The organism is Amycolatopsis ponsaeliensis, assembly GCF_030182635.1.
GTDB lineage: Bacteria > Actinomycetota > Actinomycetes > Mycobacteriales > Pseudonocardiaceae > Amycolatopsis > Amycolatopsis ponsaeliensis.
In genome coordinates this window covers 64,673-88,865 of sequence record NZ_JAPZLD010000031.1, presented here as the reverse complement: position 1 = coordinate 88,865, position 24,193 = coordinate 64,673, and the positions used below count along the sequence as shown (strand labels likewise).

At 71.5% G+C, this 24,193-nt stretch carries 30 protein-coding genes; 11 read left to right on the top strand and 19 right to left on the bottom strand.

Features of this window, described 5'->3' with window-relative positions:
• Together QQ657_RS36425 and QQ657_RS36420 are read right to left on the bottom strand one after the other, a co-directional pair.
• Entirely contained in the window at positions 1 to 384 is a 384-nt protein-coding gene (locus QQ657_RS36425; protein WP_284746864.1) for a TIGR03618 family F420-dependent PPOX class oxidoreductase, read from the bottom strand.
• 33 nt (positions 385 to 417) lie between these two features.
• Positions 418 to 1,005: a dihydrofolate reductase family protein gene (locus tag QQ657_RS36420; protein WP_284746863.1), complete on the bottom strand. Its 588-nt coding sequence runs from the start codon at positions 1,003 to 1,005 to the stop codon at positions 418 to 420.
• A 90-nt stretch (positions 1,006 to 1,095) separates the two neighbouring features.
• On the opposite strand from QQ657_RS36420, the gene QQ657_RS36415 reads away from it, so the two are divergent.
• Positions 1,096 to 1,551, top strand: a complete 456-nt coding sequence (locus QQ657_RS36415; RefSeq protein ID WP_284746862.1) for a winged helix-turn-helix transcriptional regulator — start codon at positions 1,096 to 1,098, stop codon at positions 1,549 to 1,551.
• A 3-nt stretch (positions 1,552 to 1,554) separates the two neighbouring features.
• On the opposite strand, the gene QQ657_RS36410 is transcribed toward QQ657_RS36415, so the two are convergent.
• A complete protein-coding gene (locus QQ657_RS36410) occupies positions 1,555 to 2,001 on the bottom strand; it encodes a MarR family winged helix-turn-helix transcriptional regulator (RefSeq protein WP_284746861.1) in 447 nt (148 codons plus the stop codon).
• A gap of 49 nt (positions 2,002 to 2,050) precedes the next feature.
• On the opposite strand from QQ657_RS36410, the gene QQ657_RS36405 reads away from it, so the two are divergent.
• From QQ657_RS36405 to QQ657_RS36390, 4 genes are all read left to right on the top strand, one after another.
• The gene (locus QQ657_RS36405; RefSeq protein WP_284746860.1) at positions 2,051 to 2,518 is read left to right on the top strand and encodes a DUF1579 family protein; all 468 of its coding nucleotides are present in this window, start codon (positions 2,051 to 2,053) and stop codon (positions 2,516 to 2,518) included.
• A 374-nt stretch (positions 2,519 to 2,892) separates the two neighbouring features.
• Entirely contained in the window at positions 2,893 to 4,806 is a 1,914-nt protein-coding gene (locus QQ657_RS36400; RefSeq protein WP_350310736.1) for an ABC transporter ATP-binding protein, read from the top strand.
• A 455-nt stretch (positions 4,807 to 5,261) separates the two neighbouring features.
• Positions 5,262 to 6,737 carry a WS/DGAT/MGAT family O-acyltransferase gene (locus tag QQ657_RS36395; RefSeq protein ID WP_284746858.1) on the top strand — a complete coding sequence of 492 codons (1,476 nt, stop codon included), beginning with the start codon at positions 5,262 to 5,264 and terminating at the stop codon, positions 6,735 to 6,737.
• The gene (locus QQ657_RS36390; RefSeq protein ID WP_284746857.1) at positions 6,737 to 7,621 is read left to right on the top strand and encodes an alpha/beta fold hydrolase; all 885 of its coding nucleotides are present in this window, start codon (positions 6,737 to 6,739) and stop codon (positions 7,619 to 7,621) included. Before QQ657_RS36395 ends, QQ657_RS36390 begins: the two co-directional genes overlap by 1 nt.
• A 56-nt stretch (positions 7,622 to 7,677) precedes the next feature.
• On the opposite strand, the gene QQ657_RS36385 is transcribed toward QQ657_RS36390, so the two are convergent.
• Both QQ657_RS36385 and QQ657_RS36380 read right to left on the bottom strand, forming a co-directional pair.
• Positions 7,678 to 8,433, bottom strand: coding sequence for a 2-keto-4-pentenoate hydratase (locus QQ657_RS36385; RefSeq protein ID WP_284746856.1), 756 nt, complete (start codon positions 8,431 to 8,433; stop codon positions 7,678 to 7,680).
• Complete coding sequence (locus tag QQ657_RS36380; protein ID WP_284746855.1) at positions 8,430 to 9,230, bottom strand: 2-keto-4-pentenoate hydratase; 801 nt, start codon at positions 9,228 to 9,230, stop codon at positions 8,430 to 8,432. The genes QQ657_RS36385 and QQ657_RS36380 overlap by 4 nt, the downstream gene beginning before the upstream one ends.
• 139 nt (positions 9,231 to 9,369) lie before the next feature.
• Between QQ657_RS36380 and QQ657_RS36375 the strand changes: the two genes are divergently transcribed.
• Genes QQ657_RS36375 through QQ657_RS36365 form a run of 3 tightly spaced genes read left to right on the top strand, consistent with a single transcriptional unit; the run spans position 9,370 to position 10,927 of the window.
• On the top strand, positions 9,370 to 9,873 hold the full coding sequence (locus QQ657_RS36375; RefSeq protein WP_284746854.1) for a VOC family protein: 504 nt from the start codon (positions 9,370 to 9,372) through the stop codon (positions 9,871 to 9,873).
• A gap of 56 nt (positions 9,874 to 9,929) precedes the next feature.
• Positions 9,930 to 10,502, top strand: coding sequence for a hypothetical protein (locus QQ657_RS36370; RefSeq protein ID WP_284746853.1), 573 nt, complete (start codon positions 9,930 to 9,932; stop codon positions 10,500 to 10,502).
• A gap of 23 nt (positions 10,503 to 10,525) precedes the next feature.
• On the top strand, positions 10,526 to 10,927 hold the full coding sequence (locus tag QQ657_RS36365) for a CoA-binding protein (RefSeq protein WP_284746852.1): 402 nt from the start codon (positions 10,526 to 10,528) through the stop codon (positions 10,925 to 10,927).
• On the opposite strand, the gene QQ657_RS36360 is transcribed toward QQ657_RS36365, so the two are convergent.
• The 10 genes from QQ657_RS36360 to QQ657_RS36315 form a co-directional block, all read right to left on the bottom strand.
• Complete coding sequence (locus QQ657_RS36360; protein ID WP_284746851.1) at positions 10,924 to 11,457, bottom strand: NHL repeat-containing protein; 534 nt, start codon at positions 11,455 to 11,457, stop codon at positions 10,924 to 10,926. The genes QQ657_RS36365 and QQ657_RS36360 overlap by 4 nt on opposite strands.
• A 74-nt stretch (positions 11,458 to 11,531) precedes the next feature.
• On the bottom strand, positions 11,532 to 12,092 hold the full coding sequence (locus tag QQ657_RS36355; protein WP_284746850.1) for a GvpL/GvpF family gas vesicle protein: 561 nt from the start codon (positions 12,090 to 12,092) through the stop codon (positions 11,532 to 11,534).
• Positions 12,089 to 12,268 carry a hypothetical protein gene (locus QQ657_RS36350; protein WP_284746849.1) on the bottom strand — a complete coding sequence of 60 codons (180 nt, stop codon included), beginning with the start codon at positions 12,266 to 12,268 and terminating at the stop codon, positions 12,089 to 12,091. Before QQ657_RS36350 ends, QQ657_RS36355 begins: the two co-directional genes overlap by 4 nt.
• Before the next feature lie 92 nt (positions 12,269 to 12,360).
• Positions 12,361 to 13,092, bottom strand: a complete 732-nt coding sequence (locus tag QQ657_RS36345) for a GvpL/GvpF family gas vesicle protein (RefSeq protein WP_284746848.1) — start codon at positions 13,090 to 13,092, stop codon at positions 12,361 to 12,363.
• The gene (locus tag QQ657_RS36340; RefSeq protein WP_284746847.1) at positions 13,089 to 13,391 is read right to left on the bottom strand and encodes a gas vesicle protein; all 303 of its coding nucleotides are present in this window, start codon (positions 13,389 to 13,391) and stop codon (positions 13,089 to 13,091) included. Before QQ657_RS36340 ends, QQ657_RS36345 begins: the two co-directional genes overlap by 4 nt.
• A gap of 8 nt (positions 13,392 to 13,399) precedes the next feature.
• Positions 13,400 to 13,540: a hypothetical protein gene (locus QQ657_RS36335; protein ID WP_284746846.1), complete on the bottom strand. Its 141-nt coding sequence runs from the start codon at positions 13,538 to 13,540 to the stop codon at positions 13,400 to 13,402.
• 305 nt (positions 13,541 to 13,845) lie between these two features.
• A complete protein-coding gene (locus QQ657_RS36330; RefSeq protein ID WP_284746845.1) occupies positions 13,846 to 14,526 on the bottom strand; it encodes a response regulator transcription factor in 681 nt (226 codons plus the stop codon).
• A complete protein-coding gene (locus QQ657_RS36325) occupies positions 14,526 to 15,914 on the bottom strand; it encodes a sensor histidine kinase (RefSeq protein ID WP_284746844.1) in 1,389 nt (462 codons plus the stop codon). Before QQ657_RS36325 ends, QQ657_RS36330 begins: the two co-directional genes overlap by 1 nt.
• Positions 15,915 to 15,943: 29 nt before the next feature.
• A complete protein-coding gene (locus QQ657_RS36320) occupies positions 15,944 to 16,651 on the bottom strand; it encodes a type 1 glutamine amidotransferase (RefSeq protein WP_284746843.1) in 708 nt (235 codons plus the stop codon).
• The gene (locus tag QQ657_RS36315; protein ID WP_284746842.1) at positions 16,644 to 17,840 is read right to left on the bottom strand and encodes a Mur ligase family protein; all 1,197 of its coding nucleotides are present in this window, start codon (positions 17,838 to 17,840) and stop codon (positions 16,644 to 16,646) included. The genes QQ657_RS36320 and QQ657_RS36315 overlap by 8 nt, the downstream gene beginning before the upstream one ends.
• A gap of 461 nt (positions 17,841 to 18,301) precedes the next feature.
• Between QQ657_RS36315 and QQ657_RS36310 the strand changes: the two genes are divergently transcribed.
• The 3 genes from QQ657_RS36310 to QQ657_RS36300 are packed head-to-tail and all read left to right on the top strand — an operon-like array spanning position 18,302 to position 21,334.
• The gene (locus QQ657_RS36310) at positions 18,302 to 19,084 is read left to right on the top strand and encodes an IclR family transcriptional regulator (RefSeq protein ID WP_155547549.1); all 783 of its coding nucleotides are present in this window, start codon (positions 18,302 to 18,304) and stop codon (positions 19,082 to 19,084) included.
• Between the two features lie 2 nt (positions 19,085 to 19,086).
• Positions 19,087 to 20,772 carry an L-lactate permease gene (locus QQ657_RS36305; protein ID WP_284746841.1) on the top strand — a complete coding sequence of 562 codons (1,686 nt, stop codon included), beginning with the start codon at positions 19,087 to 19,089 and terminating at the stop codon, positions 20,770 to 20,772.
• A 10-nt stretch (positions 20,773 to 20,782) separates the two neighbouring features.
• The gene (locus tag QQ657_RS36300) at positions 20,783 to 21,334 is read left to right on the top strand and encodes an HD domain-containing protein (protein ID WP_284746840.1); all 552 of its coding nucleotides are present in this window, start codon (positions 20,783 to 20,785) and stop codon (positions 21,332 to 21,334) included.
• On the opposite strand, the gene QQ657_RS36295 is transcribed toward QQ657_RS36300, so the two are convergent.
• From QQ657_RS36295 to QQ657_RS36280, 4 genes are read right to left on the bottom strand one after another with little or no spacing between them, the layout of a single operon-like run.
• Entirely contained in the window at positions 21,331 to 22,101 is a 771-nt protein-coding gene (locus QQ657_RS36295) for a hypothetical protein (protein WP_284746839.1), read from the bottom strand. The genes QQ657_RS36300 and QQ657_RS36295 overlap by 4 nt on opposite strands.
• A gap of 4 nt (positions 22,102 to 22,105) precedes the next feature.
• A complete protein-coding gene (locus tag QQ657_RS36290; RefSeq protein WP_284746838.1) occupies positions 22,106 to 23,371 on the bottom strand; it encodes an RNA polymerase sigma factor in 1,266 nt (421 codons plus the stop codon).
• A 39-nt stretch (positions 23,372 to 23,410) separates the two neighbouring features.
• Positions 23,411 to 23,758, bottom strand: coding sequence for a YciI family protein (locus QQ657_RS36285; RefSeq protein ID WP_284746837.1), 348 nt, complete (start codon positions 23,756 to 23,758; stop codon positions 23,411 to 23,413).
• Positions 23,758 to 24,183, bottom strand: coding sequence for a YciI family protein (locus QQ657_RS36280; RefSeq protein WP_284746836.1), 426 nt, complete (start codon positions 24,181 to 24,183; stop codon positions 23,758 to 23,760). The genes QQ657_RS36285 and QQ657_RS36280 overlap by 1 nt, the downstream gene beginning before the upstream one ends.
• Positions 24,184 to 24,193 lie beyond the last annotated feature (10 nt).

The window sequence follows — 24,193 nt, the reverse complement described above, 5'->3', positions numbered from 1 at the left end:
TCAGCGCATGCCGATGCTCTGCCGTTCGACCTCGATCAGCCCGACGACCCGCACCTGATCACGCGAGTAGGGCTGGCCGATGTACTTCGTCGCGATCCGGTCGACGATCGCCCAACCGGCGTCGCCCTCGACCCACTCGACCACTCGGCCGCGGATGATCACCGGCTCGAACGGGTTGTCCGCCGGGGTCAGGGACAGCGCCACCCGCGGGTCGCGGCGCAGGTTGCGGGCCTTGCGGGAGTCCGGCCCGGTCATGATCGCGATGTAGTCGTCTTCGGGGTCGACCCAGAGCGGGATCGAGTGCGGGGCGCCGTCGGGCAGGACGGTGGCCAGGTGCGCCACGACGTTCGTCGAGAGGATGCGGCGGATGTCTGCGTCGATCATGGTGTTTCTCCTTCGGTTTCGGGCGACGGCTTGTCAGTTGACTGCGTAGTGGAGGTGGGTGACGCCGGGCGCGGCGACGGCTTCGACCAACCGGAGCCGGATGTGCGAGGGCAGCTCCTGGAAGAACGACCGCCCGCCGCCGAGCAGCACGGGCACCTGGTGGAGGACGAACTCGTCGACGAGCCCCGCAGCCAGCGCCGCGGTCAGGACTCCGCCGCCCATCAGACCGACGTCCTTCCCACCGGCCGCTTCACGCGCGGCCTCGATGGCTTCCTTGACGTCGCCGAACAGCGCCTGCCGCGAGGTCAGCTCCGGCGCCGGCCGGTGGCTGACGAGGAAGAGCGGGGCGTTCGGGTGCGGGCTGCCGCCGCCGAAGTGGTCCGAGTCCTCGTAGGTGTTGCGGCCCGCCACGATCGCGCCGACGCGGCCGGCGAGGTCGTCGAAGACGCGGGCGCTCGGCTCGCTGAGGTTGAAGAAGTCGAACACCCGGCTTTGCGTATCGCCGTCGGTGTACCAGTCGAAGAGCGTGCCGCCGTCGCCGAGGCCGTGCCCGGGGCCGGCGCCGCGGCCGGTGATGTACCCGTCCACCGACACCGCGTGGGCGCTGAAGACCTTGCTCATCGCTGCAATCCTTTCGGAGTTCCTTGAGGAGACTCCAGAACCGTAGCAGCTCAAGTTCCTTAAGGGAACCCTGAGTGCTAAAGTGGCCTCATGCAGCGGACGAACTTCAGCGAACTGGCCGCGTGCTCGATCGCGCGCACGCTCGACGTCATCGGTGAGCCCTGGTCGCCGCTGATCCTGCGGGACGTCTGGGTCGGGGTCAGCCGGTTCGAGCAGATCCAGGCCGACCTCGGCATCTCCCGCAAGGTCCTCACCGAGCGCCTGAACCACCTCGCCGACCAGGGCATCGTCGAGCGGCGGCCGTACGACCGGCGGCCGCGCTACGAGTACGTCCTGACCGAAAAGGGCACCGAACTCGTCGACATGCTCATGATCATGACCCGCTGGGGCGACAAGTGGCTCGCGGGCGAGGCCGGCCCGCCGGTCCTCTACCGGCACCACGCGTGCGGCGAGATCACCACCGTCGACCTGCGCTGCACCCACTGCGGCGGGTCGATGCACGCACGCGACATCGACCCGCTCCCCGGCCCCGGCGCGGCGAACTGACCGTCAGAGCAACCTCGGCTGAGCCGCGGCCTCCCGTAGCCGCCGCAAGGTACGCAGCGTCGTCTCCAGATCCTCCTGGGACACGGATTGCGCCACGTCCTCCGCCCACTCGACCTGCGCCGTCCCCAGCTCGCGCAGCGCTTCCTTCGCCCGCCGCGTCACCGACAACAGCGGCGCCCGCGCGTCGGCCGGGTTCGGCAGGCGGTCGAGCATTCCGTTGCGCAGCAAGCGGTTCACGGTCTCCTGCACGCTCTGCCGGCGCAGGCCGCGGCGACGTGCGACCTCCGCCGCGGTCGCCGGGCCGTCCTCGAGGAAGCCGAGGACCTGCCACTGCGCCGCCGTCAGCCCGACCGGCTCCGTCAGCGCGTCGCCCGCGGTCAGGAAGCCGCCGTTGCACGCGAAGACCGCGTCGATCACCCGGGTGAACGTCTCGGCTCGAAGGGACCGCATGCGTGCTAGTCTCGCACATCGACAGGTACCTGTCGAAATGGAGACGACCATGGACATGCCCACCCTCGGGCCCGCACACGACGCCCTGAAGGCCTTCATCGGCGACTGGACCGGCACCGAAGACCTCGCCGCCTCGCCGTGGGCGCCGGCCTCGACCGCACGCGCCGACTGCGAATACCGCTTGGCGCTCAACGGTTTCGCGCTGATCCAGCAGTACCGCCAGCGCCGCGAAGACGGCACGGAGTTCCTGGGGCACAACATCTTCACCGTCGACCCGCAGACCGGCGAAACGCTCTGGTACGGCTTCGACAGCTACGGCTTCCCGCCCGAGTCACCCGCGCGCGGCGGGTGGGACGGCGCCACGCTCGTCCTGGACAAGAAGACCGCCCGCGGGGTGGCCCGGCACCGCCTCACCCCGGACGGCGGCACCCTGACGCACGAAATCGACGTCAAGATGGGCGAAGACCGCGAATTCAGCCCATTTCTGCGCGCGCGGTACACCCGCGAAAACGGGTAGGAGGAAACAGGCGACGCCCCTCCCCCCTTACACGAGGACGTCACCTGTTTCCGGTCCCTGTCACCACATCCGCGGACCTGCCGACGCGGGCGGTCCAGCGCTGGGTCAATTACACAACAATTATTAGTTATTCGGTCTTGCTCGTTTTCGCGCCTTGCAGCGAGTGTGTCCCCGAAGCCGCCGGAGGCCCAGAGAAAACGATTACTTTCACCCGAACGGCCTAGCCCGTGCCCCCGCTCACCGGGAGGCCGCCGCGGCCCGGGCGTCCGGAATTGTCGGACCCCCGGAGTAGAGATGAAGGCGTGCGCAGATCCGCCGGAACACCCCAGGACACCACGGAATCGCCCCCGCTGATCGGGGTCGAGAACCTGAAGATGCCCGAGTGGGCGCGCGTCGACGAACGCGTGGCCGACGCCGGGTTCGGGCAGGCCGTGCGCGCGCTGCCCGCCGCGATCGCCGTCGTGCTGCGGCTGGCTTGGCGGACGTCGCCGCGGCTGACGCTGCTGGCCGGCTTGGTGCACGTCGTCTCGGGCTGCGTCACGGCGTTCGGGCTGCTCGCCACCGCGAACGTCTTCACCGCGCTGCTCGAACAGGGCCCGACACCGGAACGGGTGCTGCAGTCGCTGCCGGCGATCGCGGTCGTCATGGGCTCGTACGCGGCGCGCGCACTGCTGGACGCCGCGGTCGCGGCCGTCGAGGGGGCGCTGCGGCCCCGCGTCACCGCGGCGGCCGACGACGCGGTGACGTCGGCGGTCGTGCGCGTCGGGCTGATCGCGTTCGAGGACGCGGACTTCCGCGAGCTGGCCAGGCAGGGCGCGCGGTTCGGCGTCCGGGCGATCGAGACGAGCCTGCGCCGGGTGGCCGACCTGACGTCGTCGGCGATCTCGCTCGCGGCGGCGATGCTCACCGCGGGCCTGCTCAACCCGTGGCTGGCGCCGGTGCTGCTGCTCGCCGCGGCGGCCGACGGCTGGGCCGCCGCCCGCGTCGCGAAGCTGAACTACCGGCACTTCCTCGACACGGTCGGGCGCAACATCCGCAAGTCGGTCGTAGAGGAGGTCGCCACCTGGCGGTCGATGGCCCTCGAACGGCACGCGCTGACGCTGCAGGAGCCGTTGCTCGGCGAGTACCGGCGCATCTCGCGCAGCCTCGCGCGGGAGGAGATCCGGCTGGCGCACCGCAGCAACCTGGTGCGCACCACCGGCCGGGCGGCGGCCGGGTTCGGCACCGCCGTCGCGTACCTGGTGCTCGGCTGGCTGCTCTACTCCGGCGGGATGGAGCTGGCCCTGGCCGGCACGGCGGTGCTGGCGATGCGCACGGCGTCGACGGCGCTGTCCAACACCATGCGCGCGGTCAACTCGCTGTACGAGGACTCGTTCTACATCGGGTTCTACAACCAGCTGCTGGCGGAGTCGGTGGCGCGGCAACCACCGCCGGCCGCGCTGCCCGCGCCCGCCGACCCGGAGGAGATCCGGCTGGAGAACGTCACGTTCAGCTACCCGGGTCAGGCACGCCCGGCGCTGCGGGACATCTCGCTGACGATCCGGCGCGGCGAGGTGGTCGCGCTGGTCGGCGAGAACGGCTCGGGCAAGACCACCCTCGGCAAGCTGCTGACCGGGCTGTACCCACCGGACGAGGGCGTGGTGCGCTGGGACGACGTCGACCTGGCGCAGGCGGACCCGGCGTCGGTGCACGCGAACATCGCGGTGATCGCGCAGGAGCCGGCGGAGTGGCCGATGACGGCGGCGAACAACATCACGGTGGGCCGTCTCGGCCGCGCCGACCCGGACGGCCGCGCGTGGCGTGAGGCAGTGGGCTACTCGGGCGCGGACGAGGTGATCGAGTCGTTGCCCGCCAAGGAGAACACGGTGCTGTCGAAGAAGTTCGACGAGGGCCACGACCTGTCCGGCGGCCAGTGGCAGCGCATGGGCATCGCCCGCGGAATCTACCGGGACGCCTCGGTCCTGGTGGCCGACGAACCCACGGCGGCACTGGACGCCCGCGCGGAGGCCCGGGTGTTCGCGGGCCTCCAGCACGCGACCGCGTCCCACAACGGCCGCCGCACAACGGTCCTGGTGACGCACCGGCTGGCCAACATCCGTTCGGCGGACCGGATCCTGGTGCTGGAGAAGGGAAGACTGATCGAGCAGGGAACCCACGAGGAGCTGATCACCGCGCGCGGGGTGTACCACGAGCTGTACGAAATCCAGGCGCGCGCATACCGCAACGGCACGGAGGTCCCGGCACCCCGAGCCGCACCCCACCCGGCACCGGAGGCACCTGAACGCTGACCGCGACCGCCAGCTCCACCCGCCGGGAACGGGGTGCCACGACCTCCGGCGATGGAGCGCGATCACGCGGGCTTCCGCCGCTGAGCAAGGCCACGCCCGCCCACCGCCCGCCCGCCCGCGGGGGCTCGTGCACACGCGCGCCCCAGCGAAGCGGGCCGTGCACCGCGGCAAGCCCGGCCACCGTCCGCTGCCGCACACGCCCCTCGCCGGGGGCTCGTGCACACGCGCGCCCCAGCGAAGCGGGCCGTGCACCCCAGCGAGCCCGGCCGTGCACCACGGCAAGCCCGGCCACCGTCCGCTGCCGCACACACCCCTCGCCGGGGGCCGGCCCTTCGTGTCCGGCCGGCCCGGGCGAACGGGGATGCGCCACCTGCGGCGCCTCCCGCACCCGGCCAGCGGATTTACCCCCGGCGACCGCGCGGGGCAGACTGGCCTGCCGAGCCGGAGGAGGCCCGATGCGTCAGCTCACCCCACTCGACGTCCAGTTCCTCAACGCCGAGTCGACCACCACGACCGGGCATGTCGGTGGCCTCTCGATCCTCGACCCCTCGACCGCTCCGAACGGCCGGCTAACCCTCGATGACCTGCGGGAACTCATCGGCTCGCGGCTGCACCTCGCCAAGCCGCTCCGCTGGCGGCTGCTGCCCGTGCCGCTCGGGCTCGACCACCCCTATTGGATCGACGATCCCGAGTTCGACCTCGAGTACCACGTCCGCGAGATCGCCCTGCCCGCGCCGGGCGACGAACGGCAGCTCGCCGAACAGATCTCGCGGCTCACCGCGCGGCCGCTCGACCGGCGGCGGCCGCTCTGGGAGGCCTACCTCGTCCACGGCCTGCAGGACGGCAACGTCGCCGTCTACACCAAGGTCCACCACAGTGCCATCGACGGCGTCTCCGGGGCCGAGCTCATCGGCGTCCTCATGGACACCACCGCCGAGCCACCACCCCAAAAACCGCCCAAGACACCGCAAAAGGAACCCCTCCCCACTCCGCTCGCACTCGCCCTCAACGGGACGAAGAAGCTCGCCCTGCACCCCGTCAAAGCCGCCCTGCAGGTGCCGAAACTGCTGCAGCACCTCGACGAAGTCCCCGGCCTCGGCCGCTACCCCGGCGTCGGGCTGCTCGCGAAGGCCGGCAGTGTGCTCAACCGCGTCACCCGCCAGGGCTCCGGCCGCCACGAAGCCGACCGGCCGCGGCTCGTCGCGCCCGACACTCCCTTCAACGGGCCGATCAGCCCGCACCGCCGCTTCGCGTACGGCTCGCTGCCCCTCGACGAGGTCAAGCATGTCAAGAACACCTTCGGCGTCACGGTGAACGACGTCGTCATGGCGTTGTGCGCGAGCGTGATGCGCCGGTGGCTCGTCGACCACGACGCCCTGCCCGACCAGCCGCTCGTCACGCTCGTCCCGCTGTCGGTGCGCACGCCCGAGCAGGCGAAGGACGCCGGCAACCAGGTGTCGGTCATGCTCGCGCCGCTGCCGACGCACCTTGCCGACCCCGCGGCGCGGCTGGCCGAGGTCACCACCGCGATGGTCGCCGCGAAGCAGCGGTACCAGCCGCTGCCGGCGTCGTGGCTGGTCGACTTCAGCGGGATGCTCCCCGCCGCGCTCGGCGGGCTCGCCGCCCGCGCCACCATGAAGTTCCTCGGGGCCACCGCGCCGGTCGTGAACCTCGTCGTCTCGAACGTGCCCGGGTCGCAGAGCCCGCTGTACCTCGCGGGCGCGCGGCTGCTCGCGAACTACCCGGTGTCCGCGATCACCGACGCGAGTGGCGGCCTGAACATCACCGTGATGTCCTACGACGGCAAGCTGGACTTCGGGTTCGTCGCCTGCCGCGAGCTGATCCCGGACGTCTGGGACCTGATCGACCACCTGCACGACGCGCTGGCCGAGCTCACCAAGCTGGCCGCCGAGCACACCCGGGAGGCTTGATGGCGGAGCGGCTCGCGGAGGTCAACGGCGTCGAGCTGTGCCACGAGACTTTCGGCGACGCGGGCGGGCGGCCGTTGCTGCTCGTCATGGGTCTCGGCGCGCCGATGATCTGGTGGGACGAAGAGTTCTGCGAAACCCTTGCGGCACAAGGGTTTCACGTCATCCGGTTCGACAACCGGGACGCCGGACGGTCCAGCCGGATGCGCGGCCGGGCCAACCTCGGGCAGGCGTACCTGCTGCACCGCGCGCCGTACTCGCTAGCGGACATGGCCGCCGACGCCGTGGGCCTGCTCGACGTGCTGGACATCCCGGCCGCGCACGTCGTGGGCGCGTCGATGGGCGGGATGATCGCGCAGACCCTGGCCATCCGGCACCCCGAGCGGGTGCGGTCGCTGACGTCGATCATGTCCACCACCGGCGGACGGCTGGTCGGCCGGCCGAGCCCGAAGGCGATGTCGATGCTGCTCAGCGCGCCGCCGCGCGACCGCGCGAGCTACGTCGAGCTGCTCGTGCGGACGTTCCGGCTGATCGGCTCGCCGGGCTACCCGTTCGACGAGGCGCGCATGCGCGACCGCGCCGAGCGCACGTTCGACCGCGGCGTCCACCCGGGCGGCACGGTGCGCCAGCTCGCGGCGATCATGGCCGAACGCGACCGCGGGCCGCGGCTGCGCAGGGTGCGGGTGCCGGCCCTGGTGGTGCACGGCGCCCGCGACCCGCTGGTCCACGTCTCCGGCGGCCGCGCGACGGCCCGCGCGATCCCGGGCGCGGACCTCGACATCGTCCCCGGCATGGGCCACGACCTGCCCCGCGCGGTCTGGCCGCGGGTGGTCAAGGGCATCACGCGCATCGCGGACCGTGCGGAAACTCCGATCTCGCGTGATTGAGCGCGTAACTCGCGTGATTGGACGCGCATCTCGCGTGATTGGAGGGGCGACACGGGTTACGACGAGAGGGTGATCGAGCCCAGGTGGGAGAAGTGGGCCGCGACGCGGGAGCCCGGGCGGACCGGGACCGCGTCCGTCATGCCGCCGGTCAGGACCAGCCAGCCCGGCTCGAGAGCCAGGCCCCGCGCACCCAGGGCGTTCGCTGCCAAGGCCAGGGCTTCCGCCGGGTGGCCCTGGACCGCCGCGCCGGTCGCCGTGTCGACGATCTGGCCGTCGACCTCCAGCAGCGCCGCCTCCAGCGAGAGGTCCAGAGAAGACGGCGGCAGGCCGACCGGACCCACGCTGAAGTACGCCGACGAGCCGTTGTCCGCGACGGCGTCCGGGAGCGTGAAGCGGTAGTCCGCGTACCGGCTGTCGATGACCTCGATGCCGCCGTACACGCGGTCGACCGCGGCCAGCGCCGTCGCCGCCGTGACGCCCGGGCCCGCCAGCCGCGAGCCCAGCACGAAGACCAGCTCCGGCTCGGCGCGCGGGTGGATCAACGAAGGCACGGGGACTCCGGCCGGCAGGACCATCGCGTCCGTCAGCCAGGCCAGCAGCGGCGAGTCGATGCCCATCCGCTGCTGCTTCGCCCGGGACGTCAGGCCCAGCTTGAGCCCGATCAGCGTCTCGCCGCGGGCCCGCCGCAGCCGCAAGGCTTCGTCCTGGATCGCGTACGCCGTGTCGACGTCCAGTCCCGGCCAGTCCTCCGAGAGCGGCGCCCGCTCCGAAACCGTCCCCAGCAGCTCAGCGGCCGCCTCGCGCACGTTCACGATTCCTCCGAAGCAGGGGCGAAGACCGCGGTGACACTGCCCAGGCCGGCGATGGTCGCGACGACCGTGTCGCCCGGCGACACCGGGATCGCCCGGGTCATCGACCCCGGCAGCACGACGTGCCCGGGTTCGAGGGTGACGCCCAGCGGCCCCACCGTGTTCGCCAGCCACACCAGCGAGTTCAGCGGCGAACCGAGCACCGCGCCACCCGCACCCGTCGCGGCCACCGAACCGTTCTGGTACAGCACGCAGCCGGCGAGCCGCAGATCCACGGCACCCAGCGCCGTCGGGCTGCTGCCCAGCACCACGCCGCCGGACGACGCGTTGTCCGCGATCGTGTCGAAGAGCGAGATCTTCCAGTCCTGGATCCGCGAGTCGACGATCTCCAGCGACGGCAGCACGAAGTCGACCGCCCGCACCGCGTCGGCGACCGTGACCCCGGGGCCGCGCAGCGCCGAGCCGAGCACGAACGCGATCTCCGGTTCGATCCGCGGCTGCAGGAACGCCGACGTCGGGATCGGCTGGTGCTCGAGGTGGAACATGCTGCCGGTCAGGTGCCCGTAGTCGGGCTGGTCGACGCCCATCTGCCGCTGCATCGCGGCGGACGCGAGCCCGACCTTGTGCCCGCGGACCGCGTCACCGCCCTCGACCCACTGCCGCACCTGCTCCTGCTGGATCCGGTACGCGTCTTCGATCCCCGCGTCCGGGTAGGTCTTGATCAACGGCTCGATCGGTGCGCGCGTCGCGTAGGCCTGCGCCAGTACGGCGGCGGCCTCCTGCACCTTGCTGACGTCCACGCCCGGGACTCTGCCGTGAGCGCACCCCGCACACAACCCTCGATGTTCCGCCCAGCGGACCTCTCGCCAGTCAACCTCTTGCGCGCGAGATAAATCGAGCGTACCGTTCCAGTCACCACCAGGAAGGGACGTGAGGGACATGGCACCGACCCAGGCCGAGGTCACCAAGCTCGCCGAGATCCGCGACGAGCTGCGCGAGCGCCACCTGCACCCGGCCGCGAAACGCCCGGAGACGAACGGGCGCGGCATCCACCACACCGCGCTGATCTCCAGCGACGTCGAGCGGACCATCGGGTTCTACCAGGACATCCTGGGCTTCCCGCTCACCGAGCTGATCGAGAACCGCGACTACCCCGGCTCCAGCCACTTCTTCTTCGACGTCGGCAACGGCAACGCCGTCGCCTTCTTCGACCTGCCCGGTCTGGACCTCGGCCCGTACGCGGAAGTCCTCGGTGGACTGCACCACCTGGCCCTCTCCGTCACGCCCGAACGGTGGAGCGTGATCAAGGACAACCTCGACGAGGCCGGCGTGCAGTACCTGCTGGAGAGCAAGACCTCCATCTACCTGTCCGATCCGGACGGTGCCCGCGTCGAGCTGATCTCCGACCCGCTCGGGGAGATGTACGGCGAGAAGATCGGCTGAAAACGTGTTCCGGGCGCCGCGTGCCGCATACCCTGTGCGCGACGCCTGGAGGTCCGATGTCCGACTGGTCCCTCTCCCGCGCGAAGGCGCGGCTCGAGCACCGCGAGCTGCTCGACGAGCTCAGCGCGCGCACCCGGTTCGAAGTCCGGCTGCACCTGAACGAGCCGGCGACGAACGGCGCCTACGACGAGCTCACGAGCATCTTCGCGATCGGCCACGGCGAGTGCGCCGCGCTGCTGGCGCACCACCGCCTGCTGCCGTGGTGGGAACGTTCGCTGTTGTTCCGGTACGCGCGGCGCCTGCACGGCAAGGCGATCCTCCGCAGTGTCGGCGTCGTTCCCGCCGAGGTCGCGCCGCAGGCCGCCCGCGCGTTCGGTGCCGAGATCGCCGAGCTCGCTCCCGACTCCGGGGACACCGGCGCGAAGTACGACCTCCAGGGCCGCGGCCTGCTGACGGTGTTCCGCATCGCCGTCGGTGCCAAGGGCGAGGTGTGGCCGGACCGCCACGAGGTCACGACGACGTCCGCCCGCAACATCCTGACGTGTGCCGCGACCTTCGCCGGCCGCAAGCCGTGGCATGTGATCTGGCCCGTCTACCGCGTGCGTGGCCTGCGGCTCTGGAAGCTTTGACGCCCGCCGCGCGTTCCACCCACATGAAGGCAGAAGAGATCTTGGCGGACGCGAAGACCATCGCGGTCGTCGGCCTGAGCCGTGACCCGGCCAAGGCCGCCCACGGTGTTCCCGCGGTGCTGCAAGCGCACGGATTCCGGATCATCCCGGTGCACCCGACCGCGACCGAGCTGCTCGGCGAGAAGGTCTACCGGTCGCTGAAGGACATCCCCGAGCCGGTCGACCTCGTCGACGTCTTCCGGCCGTCCCCCGAGGCGCCGGGCATCGCCCGCGACGCCGTCGAGATCGGCGCGAAGGCGCTGTGGCTGCAGCAAGGCATCGTCTCCGCCGAAGCGCGCCGCATCGCCGAAGAAGGCGGCCTCGAGTACGTCGAGAACCGGTGCACCGCCGTCGTCCGCGCGACGGCCGCGATCTCGAAGAACTAGGCGGACGCTCCGAAGTGGACGATGCGGTGGTTGCCGGTCTCGGCGACCCAGACCCCGCCCAGGCCGTCGTCCGCGACGTCGCGGGGTGAGCTGATCGGCTCGGTCGTGTCGGCCAGCGCGGCGCCCGTGCGCGTGTCGAACCGCGCGACGCGCCGGAGTCCGGCGTCGTCGACCAGCAGCCGGCCGGCCGGGTCCAGCGCGACCGCGCGGGGCAGGCCGAAGCCGCCGAACTCGCGCACGAACCCGCCCCACCACGAGAACTGCACCACGCGGTGGTTGCCGGTGTCGGCGACGTAGACGTTGCCCGCCGCGTCGACCGCCACTCCTTCCGGCGCCTTGAGCCGCCCGGACAGCACCCGCACGAGCGCGCCGTCGCGGGCGAACGCCTGCACGCGGTCGTTGCCGGTGTCCGCCACCCACACGCGTCCACGCCCGTCGACGGCTATCCCGGACGGCGCGCGGAACTGGCCCGGCCCCGAGCCGGGCCCGCCGAACGCGCGGGGCAGCGCCGCGACTTCACTGGTGGCCACGACGCCAGGATCGCCGACCGCGAGCCACGGCGGCCAGAGCCGAAAAGAGTGTTCAGCGACTGTTCCGCCGTCGCTCACCAGCTCCACCGCGTGCAGGTCCGCCGCTCCAGGAAGCTGTACGCGGGCAGCGGCCCGACCCAGTCGGCCTGGACGCCGTCGCCGCGGGCCAGCCCGGTGACCGCGTCGCGGACGACGAGCAGATCGCCCATCCCGACCAGGAACGCCCACCGCTCGTCGGCGGACTCGCCCGCCGGCAGGGACACCGAATCGCGGGCGCGTTCGGCGACCTCGCTCAGCAGCACGTCGGAGCGCGCCGCCCGCCACGCCGAGCCGGGTTCGGTGAACCGCAGGCAGACGTGCACCTCGGCCAGGCCGTCGAGCCGGTCGAGGTCGGCGCGGTAGGTGTCGGCCGACGGCGCCAGCACCTCGTCCCGGACGGCTTCCTCGTCGTCGGCCACGGTGCCGAACCGGACCGGCAGCACCGGCCCGCCCTCGACGAGCGCGGACACCACCGCCAGGTGCACCGCCGGATCGGGTTCGGGTTCGCCGACGACCATCGCCAGGTCCGCCCAGCACACCGTCCGCGGCGCCCGCGGGTGCCCGGCGCGCACGACGCCGTAGAGCTGCAGCGTCACGGCCGGTCGACCGGGATCGCCGGCTCGACCGGCACGGCCACCGCGGGCGTGGGCGGCGGAGGCGGGATCAACCCGATCGTCTGCCCGAGCCCTTGCGAAATCTGCCCGGGCGCGGTCGTGTTCTGCAGCCGCTGCATCGCTTCGAGGCCGCCGCCGGTCTGTCCCGGTCTGGTCAACTCGGTCCTTCCTTCGTTTCGTCAGTGCTGTCCAGGGCAGCGCGGATCTCGGCGAACCGGAGCTCCAGCGCGATGAGGGACTGGCCGAGGCGTCAGCCACCGGCCGCCACGCCCAGCTCGACGTCGGTGAACGAGTACGGCGGCCACGGCCCGGACGTCTCCACCGTCGCGCCCGCCGTCCGCAGCTCGCGGGCGAACCACTCGAACTCCGCGTGGAACGCCGCCTCCCGGTCGCGCGCGACCAGGTAGGCCGTGTTGACCAGGACGCCGTGCGGCCGCGCCCGCCCGACGTGGTCGGCGGCGTGCCGGCTCAGCGCCTCTTCGAGCCGCGCGGCCACCTCGACGACGTCCTCGCGGCCGCGCTGGATCGCCTTCAGCCGTTCCCGGCGGCGGACGAGGTACTGCGTGCCCGACAGGCCCGCGGGATCCGGGCGGCTGGTCGCGGCGGGCTCGACGTGCCGCACCCGGACACCCCACTCGCGGTGGCCTTCGACCTCGTCGAGACAGTCGCGGGCCTGGTCGTAGGCGACCTCCAGGAGCCGTTTCACCGAAGCTTCGCCGTCGAGGACCGTGCCGAACCGCAACGGCAGCACGGCCTCGTGGCGGAAGACCGCGCGCACGACGGCGTCGTGTTCGCGGGCCAGCTCGGCGAGCGCGCCGTCCACCGGGTCGAGCGTGTCGATCCGGTCGAAGCGCGCCGGCGACACCTCGGAGACGACCACGCCCAGGTCTCGGTAGCCGACGAGCCGGGGTGCCGGGCCGAGGTCCAGCCCGTCCCGGTTGCGGGTGATCGCGTACGCGCAGAGCCAATCGCGGTTGGTCACCGCAGTGCGTCCCTCCTGCCCGGATCCCGGGCCTCCAGTGCGGCGACGCGCGCCGCCAAGCCGGTTTCTTCCAGCTCTTCACGAGCCGCGTTCGGCGCGAAGAACGGGTCGTTCGTCCACCAGTCCATGCCCATTTCCCGGGCGGTCTGCGCGGAGGCGATGAACAGCCGGATCCGCAGGGTCAGCAATTCGACTTCGACGACACTGACGCCGATGTCACCGGCTATCACGACGCCCTTGTCGAGCACGCGTTCCAGAATGTCCGCCAATGAATCGGACGAAGCGGCCAATCGTGTCACTCTTCCTTTCAGGAATCGGTGGCACCGCGCGTGAACCGCCGGAGCCGCTCGCACGCGGTCAGCTCGACGACGTCGACGAGCACGGACCAGCCACCCTCGGCGCGAGTCCGGAGCCCGGTCACGGCGTGCGGGGTCAGCCCCGTGACCACGCCGAACCGGGTGGTCGATTCCCGAATGGCATCGGCGGCACGGAGCCGGGAAACGGATTTCTCGGGGGTCTCTTGAACATTGTTACCGGGGGCAAGGAACGGCTGCGGCGATTCCGTCATCGCTTTCCTCGTCGCGGATGGGTGCCCCACCGTAGCAACGTGCACAACCGCCTGCAGATGCGTTGTGAGACGGTATTTTTCACCGGTTTGCGGGAACGAGTGGACTCTCTGCGGCAACTCGCGGGAGCAAATGGCGCAACCGCGCGACCCCCACCGGAACCAATTTCCCGATTCCGCCCGGAAGGTTACGATCGAGTAACGTCCACCAGCCGGTAGCCGACACCCCGGACCGTCTCGATGGTGCGGGTGCCGAACGGCACGTCGATCTTGCGCCGGAGGTAGCCGATGTAGACCTCGACGACGTTCTCGTCGCCGTCGTAGTGCGCGTCCCAGACGTGGCTCAGGATCTCGTTCTTCGTCAGCGCGGTGCCCGGCCGCCGCAGCAGGAACTCCAGCAACCCGAACTCCCGCGCGGTCAGCTCGATCCGCTGCTGTCCTCTGTGGACGGTTCGGGCGGAGGGGTCGAGCCGCAGGTCGCCCGCCTCCAGCACGGCGGGGCGCGCCGGGGCCCCGCGGCGCAGCAGCGCACGCAGCCGGGCGATGAGGACGACGAAGGAGAACGGCTTCGACAGGTAGTCGTCGGCGCCGAGGTCGAACGCGTCGGCTTCGTCGTACTCGCCGTCCTTCGCGGTGAGCATCAGCACCGGCGTCCAGTTTTCCGCCGCCCGCAAGCGTTTGAGCACCTCGTAGCCGGACAGCTCGGGCAGCATGATGTCGAGCACCACGACGTCGTACTCCTGCTCGGTGGCCCGCCAGAGCCCCTCGCGACCGGTGTGCGCGACGTCGACGGTGAACCCCTCGGCGACCAGGCCGCGCCGCAGCGTCTCCGCGAACTCGCGCTCGTCCTCCACGATCAGCAGGCGCACTACTCCTCCTCCGGCAGTTCGAGCACGGGCAGCTCGAGCACGAACCGCGCGCCCGGCTCGTCCGACGCGCGGTAGGACGCCCGGCCGCCGTGACGCGCCGCGATGCCCGCGACGATCGGCAGGCCCAGCCCGGTGCCGCCGTGCCCGCGCTGCCGCGACGCGTCGAGGCGGACGAACCGCTCGAAGATCCGTTCGCGGTCGGCTTCCCCGACGCCCGGGCCGTCGTCACTCACTTCGACGACAGCGAGGTCGCCGCGCACCGAGCTGGCGACGCGGATGTGCGAGCGCGCGTGCCCGCGGGCGTTGTCGACCAGGTTCCGCACCGCGCGCCGCAGCTGGGCCTCGCTGCCGCGCACCTTCGCCGGCCCGGCGCGGACCTCGACGTCCAGCGCGCACTCGCCGCGGACCCGCTCGGCCTCCGCGCGGACGATGTCGTCGAGGTCGACCTCGGTGCGCGACGGCCGGTCGGTCGTGTCGTCGGTGCGGGCCAGCATGAGCAGGTCGTCGACGAGCTCGCGCAGCCGCGCCGTCTCCCGGCCGATCACCGGCACCAGGTCCCCGGTGCTTTCCGGGTGCCGCCCGGAGACGTCGAGCGCGGTGCTGATCGTGGACAGCGGCGAGCGCAGTTCGTGGCTGGCGTCGGCGACGAACCGGCGTTGCGCCGCCTGCGCCGACGCGAGCCGGTCGAGCATCTCGTTGAGCGTCACGGCCAGCCGGTGCACCTCGTCGCCACCCGGCGGCAGCGCGACGCGGGCGGCGAGGTCGCGCGTCGAGATCTCGGCGACGGTCCGGCGCATCCGCTCGACCGGCCGCAGCGCCGAGCCGACCGCGCGGTAGACCGCGAACCCGGCGATGGCCAGCAGCGGGATCGAGATCAGCCCGAGCAGCAGCGTCAGCCGCGTCGACGCCTCGGTCACCGGCTCCAGCGAGCGCGCGGACACCACCGTGTACGGCCCGCCCGGCCCGTTGACCTGCTGAGACACGACGCGGTAGTCGTCACTGTCGCCGTTGAGCCCGAGCGGGAGGGTCTCGATGCTCTCCTGCCCGATGGCCGGGCGGGCGGTGGTCAGCGGCGGGTGCCCGACGATCGCCGGGTCGCTCGCGATCGGCACGCCACGCGCGTTGAGCACCTGGGTGACGGCCTCGGTGTCGCCGGTGCTGGCGACGTCGGACGCACTGAGGTCGCGCGCGCCCTCGCGGACGAGCTGGATCGCGACCTGGCGGCCGGTGCTGCGGGCACTCTCGGTGACACTGCGGTCGAGCGACTCTTCGAGCAGCACGACGACCACGGCGAGCGCGGCCGCGATGGCCAGCGCGAGTGCGAACACGGCCACCGCGGTGGTCCGCATCCGGACGCCGGTCGCGGCGATCACGCTGCCCAGTTTCACCAACGCAGCGTAACCGCGGCGGGCCGTCGTCACGACGCCCGGCGGCGGCGCGCGAGGCGTTCGCTGCGCAGGCGGTCGACTTCGGGCAGCTCGAGGGCCGGCAGCGGGTGCCCGGCCGTCCAGGTCAGCAGGAGGTCCGCGAGCGCGGGGTTGCGGGCGAGGGCCGGGCCGTGCAGGTAGGTGCCGACGATGTGGTCGGTCACCGCGCCTTCGGTGCCGTCGCCGTTGCCGGTGCCGCGCACGACCTGGCCGAGCGGTTCGCTGCCGGTGCCGAGCAAGCTGGCGCCGAGGTGGTTCTCGAAGCCGGTGAGCGGGGCGTTGTCCAGGATGTCCGAGGACGTCGCGACCAGCTCGGAGACCGCGCGGCGCTCGCCGGGTTCGGTGGTGACGTCGAGCAGGCCGAGGCCGTCGTGGTCGACGCCGTCGAGGCCGCGGAAGCGGGTGCCGAGCACCTGCAGGCCGGCGCAGACGCCGAAGACCACCGCATCGGGTGTCAGGGCCCGCCGGTACTTGCGCAGGTGGGCCGCGGCCAGGGCCTGGGCGCCGTCCTCGCCGCCGCCGAGCAGGTAGAGGTCCAAAGTGGACGGCACCGGCTCACCGAGCCCGACCGGCACGACCTCGGCGTCGAACCCGCGCCAGCGCAGCCGCTGGCAGAGGACCTGTGCGTTGCCGGTGTCGCCGTAGGTGCCGAGCACCTCGGGCAGCAGGAGTCCGATGTGGACGGTCGAGTCACGCACCGGGCAGCCTGCCGACCAGGTCGCGGAAGGCGGTGTAGTTGGCGACGAGCTCGACCCCGCCGGGCGGCAGCGCGTCGATCGCGGCGACCGGGTCGGGCTCGGCCCAGTGCGCGACCTCGGCGTAGCAGAGCCGGACGGCGAGGTCGGCGCCGCGCTCGCCGGTGACGACGACCTGGCGGCCGCGCAGCCGTTCGAAGTGCACGTCCCAGAGCCAGGACAGGTCGCGGCCGTCGGCTTCCTGGGCGTTGACGGCGACGACGACCGGGGTGTCCTCGTCGAGCACGCGCAGCGTTTCGACCCAGCCGGCCGGGTTCTTGGCCAGCATCAGCCGCACGGAGTGCCGCGACCGGCGGATCGTCCGGTAGCGGCCGCCGATGTCGGTGATGGTCCGCAGCCGGGCGGCGGCGGTGTGCGGCGGCACGCCCAGCCGGTGCGCGGCGGCGAGCGCGAAGGCGGCGTTCGCGCGGTTCGCGTCCCCGGGCAGCCGCAGGTCCAAGTCGACTTGCCGGCCGCCGGGCGTGTCGACGAGGTCGCCGTCGAGGGTCCAGGTGGGCTCGGGGCGGGCGAGGCCGCAGGGGCAGCTCCAGTGGTCTTTGGTGCTGGCGATCCGGCCGTCGCAGCGCGGGCAGGCGGTGGAGTCGCCGGTCCAGCGGCGGCCGGTGCCGACCCAGAGCGGCGGCTTGGCGGCCGCGGTCGCCGCGGAGGTGACGAGAACGTCGTCGCAATTGGCGACAATCGTGGTTCCGGGATGAGCGGCGATCGCGGCGCGCAGATCGCGTTCGGTCGAGCGGACTTCGCCGACGCGGTCGAGCTGGTCGCGGCTGAGGTTGAGCAGGACGAGGACGGCGGGGTCCAGTTGTTCGGCGACCCAGGGCAGGTAGGTCTCGTCGACTTCGAGAACGGCGTAGGGCGCGTCGGGGCTCGCGGCGAGTGCGGCGAGGATGCCGTCGGGCATGTTGGCGCCATCGCTGTTGGCGGCGACTTCGGCGAGAGCTTCGAGGGCTCGCGTGATCATCAGGGCGGTGGTGGTCTTGCCGTTGGTGCCGGTGACGAGAACGACGGTGCGCTCCCGGCCGAGGGCGCGGAGGGCTTTCGGATCAAGGGCGAGCGTGACGCGGCCACCGATGACGCCACCGTGGCCGAGTCCGGCCCGGCGCGAGAGCCAGGCGGAGACACGCCCGGCGGTCACGGACGCGCGGGTACGAAGGGGGCTGCGGGCGGACACCGGCTGGATGGTGCTCGGCGGGCGCTGTGATTTCGCTGAGTCCGTGACCCGGGCCACCGGCGCGTCCGGGCGGCTCCGGTCGAGACGTCTTGAATGAGTCATTCAGGTCTTCGGAGGTCCTGAACGACTCATTCAAGACGTTCGGACGCGGTCTCTACTCCCTTCACAACCCATTCACGGATATGAACCAAGCCGCGTCGAACTTGTCGAACGACCTCGCCGCAAGCTCCGCAACCGCCATAGGTAGGAAACTTAACCATCGGAGGTTGTACCAATTAGCCTGCGCAAGTAATCGCATTCTCCGAGTCTTCTTGTGAGACGTTTCAAGATCTTCCGCCCATACATCGGAGGTGTTACCGTCCAAACCCACCCAGCGGAAATGCGTACCGCTGAGCGAAAACCGGGAACGTCCAACGGAGGACAACGTGGGACCGGAGCGCGCACTGGAGAACAGCGGAACTCTCGAACGCGGACTCGCGGTGCTCGAGCACGTGGGTCGGCACCAGGAGATTTCCACCAATGCGATCGCGCGGCAACTGGGGCTTTCCCGCAGTGCCGCCTACCGCATCGTCGGCACCCTGAAGAGTCTCGAATACCTCGAAGCCGACCAGGTCACCGGCCGGGTGCGGCTCGGCACCCGGCTCGTCGAACTCGGGGCGCGGGCCATGGCCGCCACCGATCTGCACCGGTGTGCGCCGCGGTATCTCGCGTCGCTCGCCGAACGGTCCGGGGAGACCACCTACCTCGCCGTTCCCGACAACGACACCATGGTCTACGTCGCCACCGAACGCAGTGCCAGCGCCGTCACCCTCGCCTGCCGCCTCGGCACGCGCCGTCCGCAGCACGCGACGTCGCTCGGGAAAGCCTGGCTCGCCGCGCTACCCGAAGCCGACCGGGCCGAACGCGTCCGGCGGATGAAGCTCGACTCCTTGACGCTCAAAACGATCAACGACCCGCTCCGCCTGCTCGACGACCTCGCGCGGACCAGCCGCCGCGGCTGGGCGATCGACGAGGTCGAGAACGAGCCGGACGTCGGGTGCGTCGCCGCCGCCGTGCGCGACCACTCGGGGCGCCCGATCGCCGCCATCAGCATCGCCGGGCCGGCGCCGCGCGTGCTGCGCCGCCTCGACGAACTCGGTGCCTCCGTGGCCGGGACCGCCGCCGCCCTGTCGCTGCGGCTCGGTTACGTACGAGGGCAAAGGGGCTGACGGTGACCTGGATCCAGGACTACCAGCCGGCGGGCGGGCTGTGGGTCTCCGCGCTGCTCGCCGCGCTCCCGATCATCGTGCTGCTGGTCGCGCTCGGCGTGATCCGCTTCTCCGCGCACCTGTCGGCGGCGCTCGCGCTCATCACCGCGCTCGGCGTCGCCCTGCTGCTGTACCGGATGCCGGCCGCGCTGGCGTTCGACTCCGCGGCGATGGGCGTCGTCTTCGGCGTGTGGTCGGTGGCCTGGATCGCCTTCCACGCCGTGTACTTCCACAACGTCACGGTCGCCACCGGCCGGTTCGACGCGATCAAGCGCGTGCTCGCCGGGTTCAGCGAAGACCGGCGGCTGCAGGCGCTGCTCATCGCGTTCGGCTTCGGCGCGCTCCTCGAAGGCGTCGCGGGCGGCGGGTCGCCGATCGCCATCACGGCGGCGATGATGGCCGCGCTCGGGTTCCCGCCGGTGAAGGCCGTCGTGCTGGCGCTGCTGGCGAACACCGCGCCGGTCGCGTTCGGCGGGCTCGGCAACCCGCTGATCGTGCTCGGCAGGCTGACCGCGCCGATCATGCACCTCAAGCCGGACCAGGCGACCGAGCTGTTCTCGGCGGCGGTCGGCCGCCAGGTGCCGGTGCTCGCGCTGATCATCCCGGCGTTCCTGGTCGTGGTCCTCGCGGGCTGGAAGCGGATGCTCGAAGTGTGGCCGGCGGTGCTGACCGCCGGGCTCGCGTTCGCGGTCATGCAGTTCGTCGTGTCCAACTACATCAGCGCCAGCCTCGTCGACGTCGTCGCCGCGCTCACCGCGATGGCCGCGCTGTGGATCCTGACGCGGTTCTGGCAGCCGGCGTCGGTGTGGCGTTTCGACGGTGAAGAAAGCGCTGTCAAGAGCTTGGGTGCGGCGCAGTCCGAACGCGGCGCGCTCTACGCGTGGATGCCCTACATCATCCTGATCCTGGCGATCTTCCTGTCGCGGATCGGCACGATCTTCAAGAATCTGCCCACCTGGCTCGACCTGACGAAGCTGCTGCACAAGGCGGACTGGATCTTCGCCTGGCCGGGGCTGCACAACCACGTGATCCAGCACCCGCCGATCACCGCGAAGGACGCGCCGTACGCGGCGACGTTCACGGTGGACTTCTTGTTCTCACCCGGCACGGTGGCGCTGATCGCGGCGGTCATCGCCGGGTTCGCGATGGGCGGCCGGGCGGGGTTGCTGCTCAAGACGTACCGGAAGACGCTGCACCAGATGCGCTGGGCGCTCGCGACGATCTTCATGATCCTGGCGATCGCGTTCGTGATGAACTACTCGGGCGCGACGCAGACGCTGGGCCTGGCCCTGGCGACGACGGGCGCGGTCTTCCCGCTGTTCTCGGCGTACATCGGCTGGCTGGGCGTGTTCCTGACGGGGTCGGACGCGTCGACGAACAGCCTGTTCGGCCCGATGCAGGTGATCTCGGCCCAGCAGCTGAACCTGAACCCGATCCTGGCGGGCGCGACGAACACGTCGGGCGGCGTGATGGGCAAGATGATCTCGCCGCAGAACCTCTCGATCGGCGCGACGGCGATCGGGCAGAGCGGCAAGGAGGGGTCGCTGCTGCGGCAGACGTTCCTGTGGTCGCTGCTGCTGACCGCGGTGGTCGGCGTGATTTCCCTGCTGCAGGCGACGATCCTGACGGCGATGATCCCGTCGCCCTAGGCTGGGCGGCATGAGTGAGTCGCTTGCCGCCTTCGGGTACGAGCTGGGTCTGCTGAAGCGCGTCCGCCGGTCGGGCTGGTGGCACGCGGGGGTGCGCGACCCGGAGTCGGTCGGCGAGCACAGCCTGCGGGCCGCCCAGCTGGCGGCGCTGATCGCGGCGGAGGAAGGGGCGTCGCCGGAGCGGGCGGCGTTCCTGGCCCTGTGGCACGACACGCAGGAGACCCGGACGGGTGATCTTCCGCTGACGGCCGTGGACTACCTGCGCAAGCCGGAGCCCCGGGAGATCACGGCGGACCAGACGGCGTCGCTGCCACCGCGGTCGCAGGAGCTGGTCCGCTCGGCGGTGGACGAGTACGAGACCCGCTCGTCGGCCGAAGCGTTGTGCGCCAAGGACGCCGACAAGCTGGAGATGCTGCTGCAGGCGTTGGAGTACCGGGACGTCGGGGTGCAGCGCGTCGACGAGTGGATCGAGTCGGCGCGGAAGGGGCTCACTACGGAGACCGCGAGGAAGATCGCGGAAGCGGCGTTGACGTTGTCGCCGATGGCCTGGCGGAACCGCTAGTCACCCATCGCGGCCGAGCTGATCGTCCCGTCCGCGATGCTGTGCCCGATCAGGCTGTGCGCGGTGCGGAACTGCTGACGCGCCTGGACGAACAGATACCCGTCGGCGAGCAAGGTCGCGGCCACCACGAGCACTTCGAGCCAGACCGGCATGGTCAGGTTCACGCAGACCGCCACCACGAGCACCGGCAGCGGGACCAGGATGGCGTCCCGGAATTCGCTCTCCCCCTTGATCCGGGTGAACTCCGCGTACAGCTCGGGCTTGGCCACGATCAGCCGCGGTGACATGTGCAGCACCTCGCGCACCGCGTCGAGCGCGATCCGGTCGACCTCGTGCCGGTCGATCCCGCGCGGGGTGGCGTCGGAGGCCGCCGCCTCCTCGCGCTGGTGGTGGTGCTGCCGGACGCGGCTGCGTATCCGGTCGAGCGTCCGGCCGCTCACCGGCCGGAACAGCCCGAGCGGGCCGCCCGGGAGGCGATCGAGGTCGTCCTCGGTGACCCGTCGCAGGTAGGTGTAGCTCAAGCCGAAGAACGCCGACTTCACGAGCGTGCCCGTCACCTCGCCGATCAGCAGGCACAGCACGCTGATCGCGGCGAGCTTCCCGCCCGTCCCGAACAGCTCCAGCAGTTCCAGCGCCGGTTTTCCCAGCAGCCCGGCCGGCGGCGGCCGGTAGTGGCCGATCAGCAGCCAGCCGGCGCAGAACCACATGTACCCCGCGACCAGCGCACTGCGGACGTCGCGGAAGCCGGGCAGCAGCGAGGCGAGCACGGCGTCAGCGGCCCACCGCCGTCGCGCGGTCCAGCAGCAAGGCCCGTTCCCGGGCGTTCTCCGTCATCTCCGCCGCCCGTCTGTACTCCTGCTCCGCCTCCGCGAGCCGGCCCAGCTTCTCCAGCAGGTCGCCGCGGACGCTCGGGAGGAGGTGGTAGTCCTTCAGCGCCGGATCGTCGGCCACCGCGTCGACGACCTCCAGCCCCGCCGCCGGGCCGTACGCCATCGCCACCGCCACGCCGCGGTTCAGCTCGATCACCGGGGACGGCTGGAGCTTGCCGAGCCCCTCGTACAGCGCCGCGATGCGCGCCCAGTCCGTCTCGTCCGCCGTCCGGGCGCGGGCGTGGCACGCCGCGATCGCCGCCTGGGCGGAGTACGGGCCGTACGCGCCGTCGGCGATCTGCTCCGACAGCGTCAGGGCCGCCAGGCCGTGCTGGATCAGGAAACGGTCCCAGCGGCCACGGTCCTGGTCCAGCAGGAGCACCGGTTCGCCGTTCGGGCCGGTGCGGGCCTTCGAGCGTGACGACTGCAGTTCCATCAGCGCGACCAGGCCGTGCACCTCGGACTCGCCCGGCATCAGCCCGGCCAGGACGCGGCCGAGGCGCATCGCTTCTTCGCAAAGCGCCGGGCGCATCCAGTCGTCGCCGCGGGTCGCCGAATAGCCCTCGTTGAACACCAGGTAGAGGACCTCGAGCACGGACGACAGCCGGGCGACGCGCTCGTCGCCCTCGGGCACCTCGAACGGGACCTTCGCCGCCGCGAGGGCCTTCTTCGCCCGGACGATCCGCTGCGCGATCGTCGACTCGCGGACCAGGAAGGCGCGCGCGATCTCGTCGGTGGTCAGCCCGCCGAGCATCCGCAGCGTCAGCGCGACGCGCGCTTGCGTGTTCAGCACCGGGTGGCACGCGACGAAGAGCAGGCGCAGGAGGTCGTCCTGGATGTGGTCGTCGAGGGCGGCGTCGAAGTCGGGCAGCACGCCCTCGCCGAGCTGCTGGTCGCGGCCGACCTCTTCGAGCTTCTCGGCGTACCGCTCGTTGCGGCGGAACTGGTCGACCGCGCGGCGCTTGGCGATGGTCATCAGCCACGCGCCGGGGTTGCGCGGCACGCCGGACTCCGGCCACTGCTCCAGCGCCGCGACGAGCGCGTCCTGCGCCAGCTCCTCGGCTAGACCGACGTCGCCGCGGGCCATGCGGGCCAGGCCCGCGATGAGCCGCGGCGACTCGATCCGCCATACCGTCTCGACCGTGCTCCGGGTGTCCGCAACCGTCACCCGGTCATCAGACAGGGTGATCGGGCGCGGTGCAACCCACTACTCGGCGATGGCGCGGATCTCGATGACGCCGCCCTTGGCCTCGGGGTTCGGTGCGCGCCGCATGAGCGCGACGACGTCTTCGAGGGATTCGCCGTTGAGCACCCAGACCCCGGCGACGAGCTCCTTCGACTCGGCGAAGGGCCCGTCGACGATCTTCGGTTCGGCGTTGCCTTCGAAGAGGACGCGCACGCCCTCCGAGCTGGGGGTGAGGCCCTCGGCGAACACGATCCGGCCGTCGTTCAGGAGTTCTTCGTTGAACTTCGACATCGTTTCGAGCTCTTCGGTGCTGGGCCCGGCGCCGGCCTCGGACTCCGGCGTGGCCTTGACCATCACCAGGAACCGCATCACGCGTCCCCGGCGCTCTGCGCGCGAAGCCGGCCCTCCAGCTCCTCGACCTCGGGCGTCATGTTTTCGAAGTCGGACGCCTCGGCGACCCGCCGGATCTCGACGACGCCGGCCTGCCCCTCGGGGTTCGGCATCCGCTTGACCCACTCGACGCACTCGTCGCGATCACGGCACTGAAGGATCCAGAAGCCGCCGACGAGCTCCTTGGTCTCGGCGAACGGCCCGTCGACGACCTTCGGCTCTTCACGCCCGGAGAACACGACGCGCGCGCCCTGCGAGCTCGGCGTCAGGCCCTCACCGGCGAGCAGGACACCGGCCTTGACCAGCTCTTCGTTGAAGCTCGCCATCTCGGCCAGCAGTTCGGCGCTCGGGCCCTGGCCGGCCTCGGACTCTTCGTTGCTCTTGACGATCACCATGAACCGCATCGCGGTCTCC

What these genes read in the sequence shown, in the direction of transcription:
- QQ657_RS36365 (WP_284746852.1), top strand. Translation starts at nt 10,526, where the DNA reads ATGAAGGCAGAAGAGATCTTGGCGGACGCGAAGACCATCGCGGTCGTC.
- QQ657_RS36410 (WP_284746861.1), bottom strand. Translation starts at nt 2,001, where the DNA reads ATGCGGTCCCTTCGAGCCGAGACGTTCACCCGGGTGATCGACGCGGTC.
- QQ657_RS36285 (WP_284746837.1), bottom strand. Translation starts at nt 23,758, where the DNA reads ATGCGGTTCCTGGTGATGGTCAAGGCCACGCCGGAGTCCGAGGCCGGC.
- QQ657_RS36405 (WP_284746860.1), top strand. Translation starts at nt 2,051, where the DNA reads ATGGACATGCCCACCCTCGGGCCCGCACACGACGCCCTGAAGGCCTTC.
- QQ657_RS36300 (WP_284746840.1), top strand. Translation starts at nt 20,783, where the DNA reads ATGAGTGAGTCGCTTGCCGCCTTCGGGTACGAGCTGGGTCTGCTGAAG.
- QQ657_RS36400 (WP_350310736.1), top strand. Translation starts at nt 2,893, where the DNA reads ATGCCCGAGTGGGCGCGCGTCGACGAACGCGTGGCCGACGCCGGGTTC.
- QQ657_RS36390 (WP_284746857.1), top strand. Translation starts at nt 6,737, where the DNA reads ATGGCGGAGCGGCTCGCGGAGGTCAACGGCGTCGAGCTGTGCCACGAG.
- QQ657_RS36420 (WP_284746863.1), bottom strand. Translation starts at nt 1,005, where the DNA reads ATGAGCAAGGTCTTCAGCGCCCACGCGGTGTCGGTGGACGGGTACATC.
- QQ657_RS36375 (WP_284746854.1), top strand. Translation starts at nt 9,370, where the DNA reads ATGGCACCGACCCAGGCCGAGGTCACCAAGCTCGCCGAGATCCGCGAC.
- QQ657_RS36280 (WP_284746836.1), bottom strand. Translation starts at nt 24,183, where the DNA reads ATGCGGTTCATGGTGATCGTCAAGAGCAACGAAGAGTCCGAGGCCGGC.
- QQ657_RS36415 (WP_284746862.1), top strand. Translation starts at nt 1,096, where the DNA reads ATGCAGCGGACGAACTTCAGCGAACTGGCCGCGTGCTCGATCGCGCGC.
- QQ657_RS36425 (WP_284746864.1), bottom strand. Translation starts at nt 384, where the DNA reads ATGATCGACGCAGACATCCGCCGCATCCTCTCGACGAACGTCGTGGCG.
- QQ657_RS36395 (WP_284746858.1), top strand. Translation starts at nt 5,262, where the DNA reads ATGCGTCAGCTCACCCCACTCGACGTCCAGTTCCTCAACGCCGAGTCG.
- QQ657_RS36370 (WP_284746853.1), top strand. Translation starts at nt 9,930, where the DNA reads ATGTCCGACTGGTCCCTCTCCCGCGCGAAGGCGCGGCTCGAGCACCGC.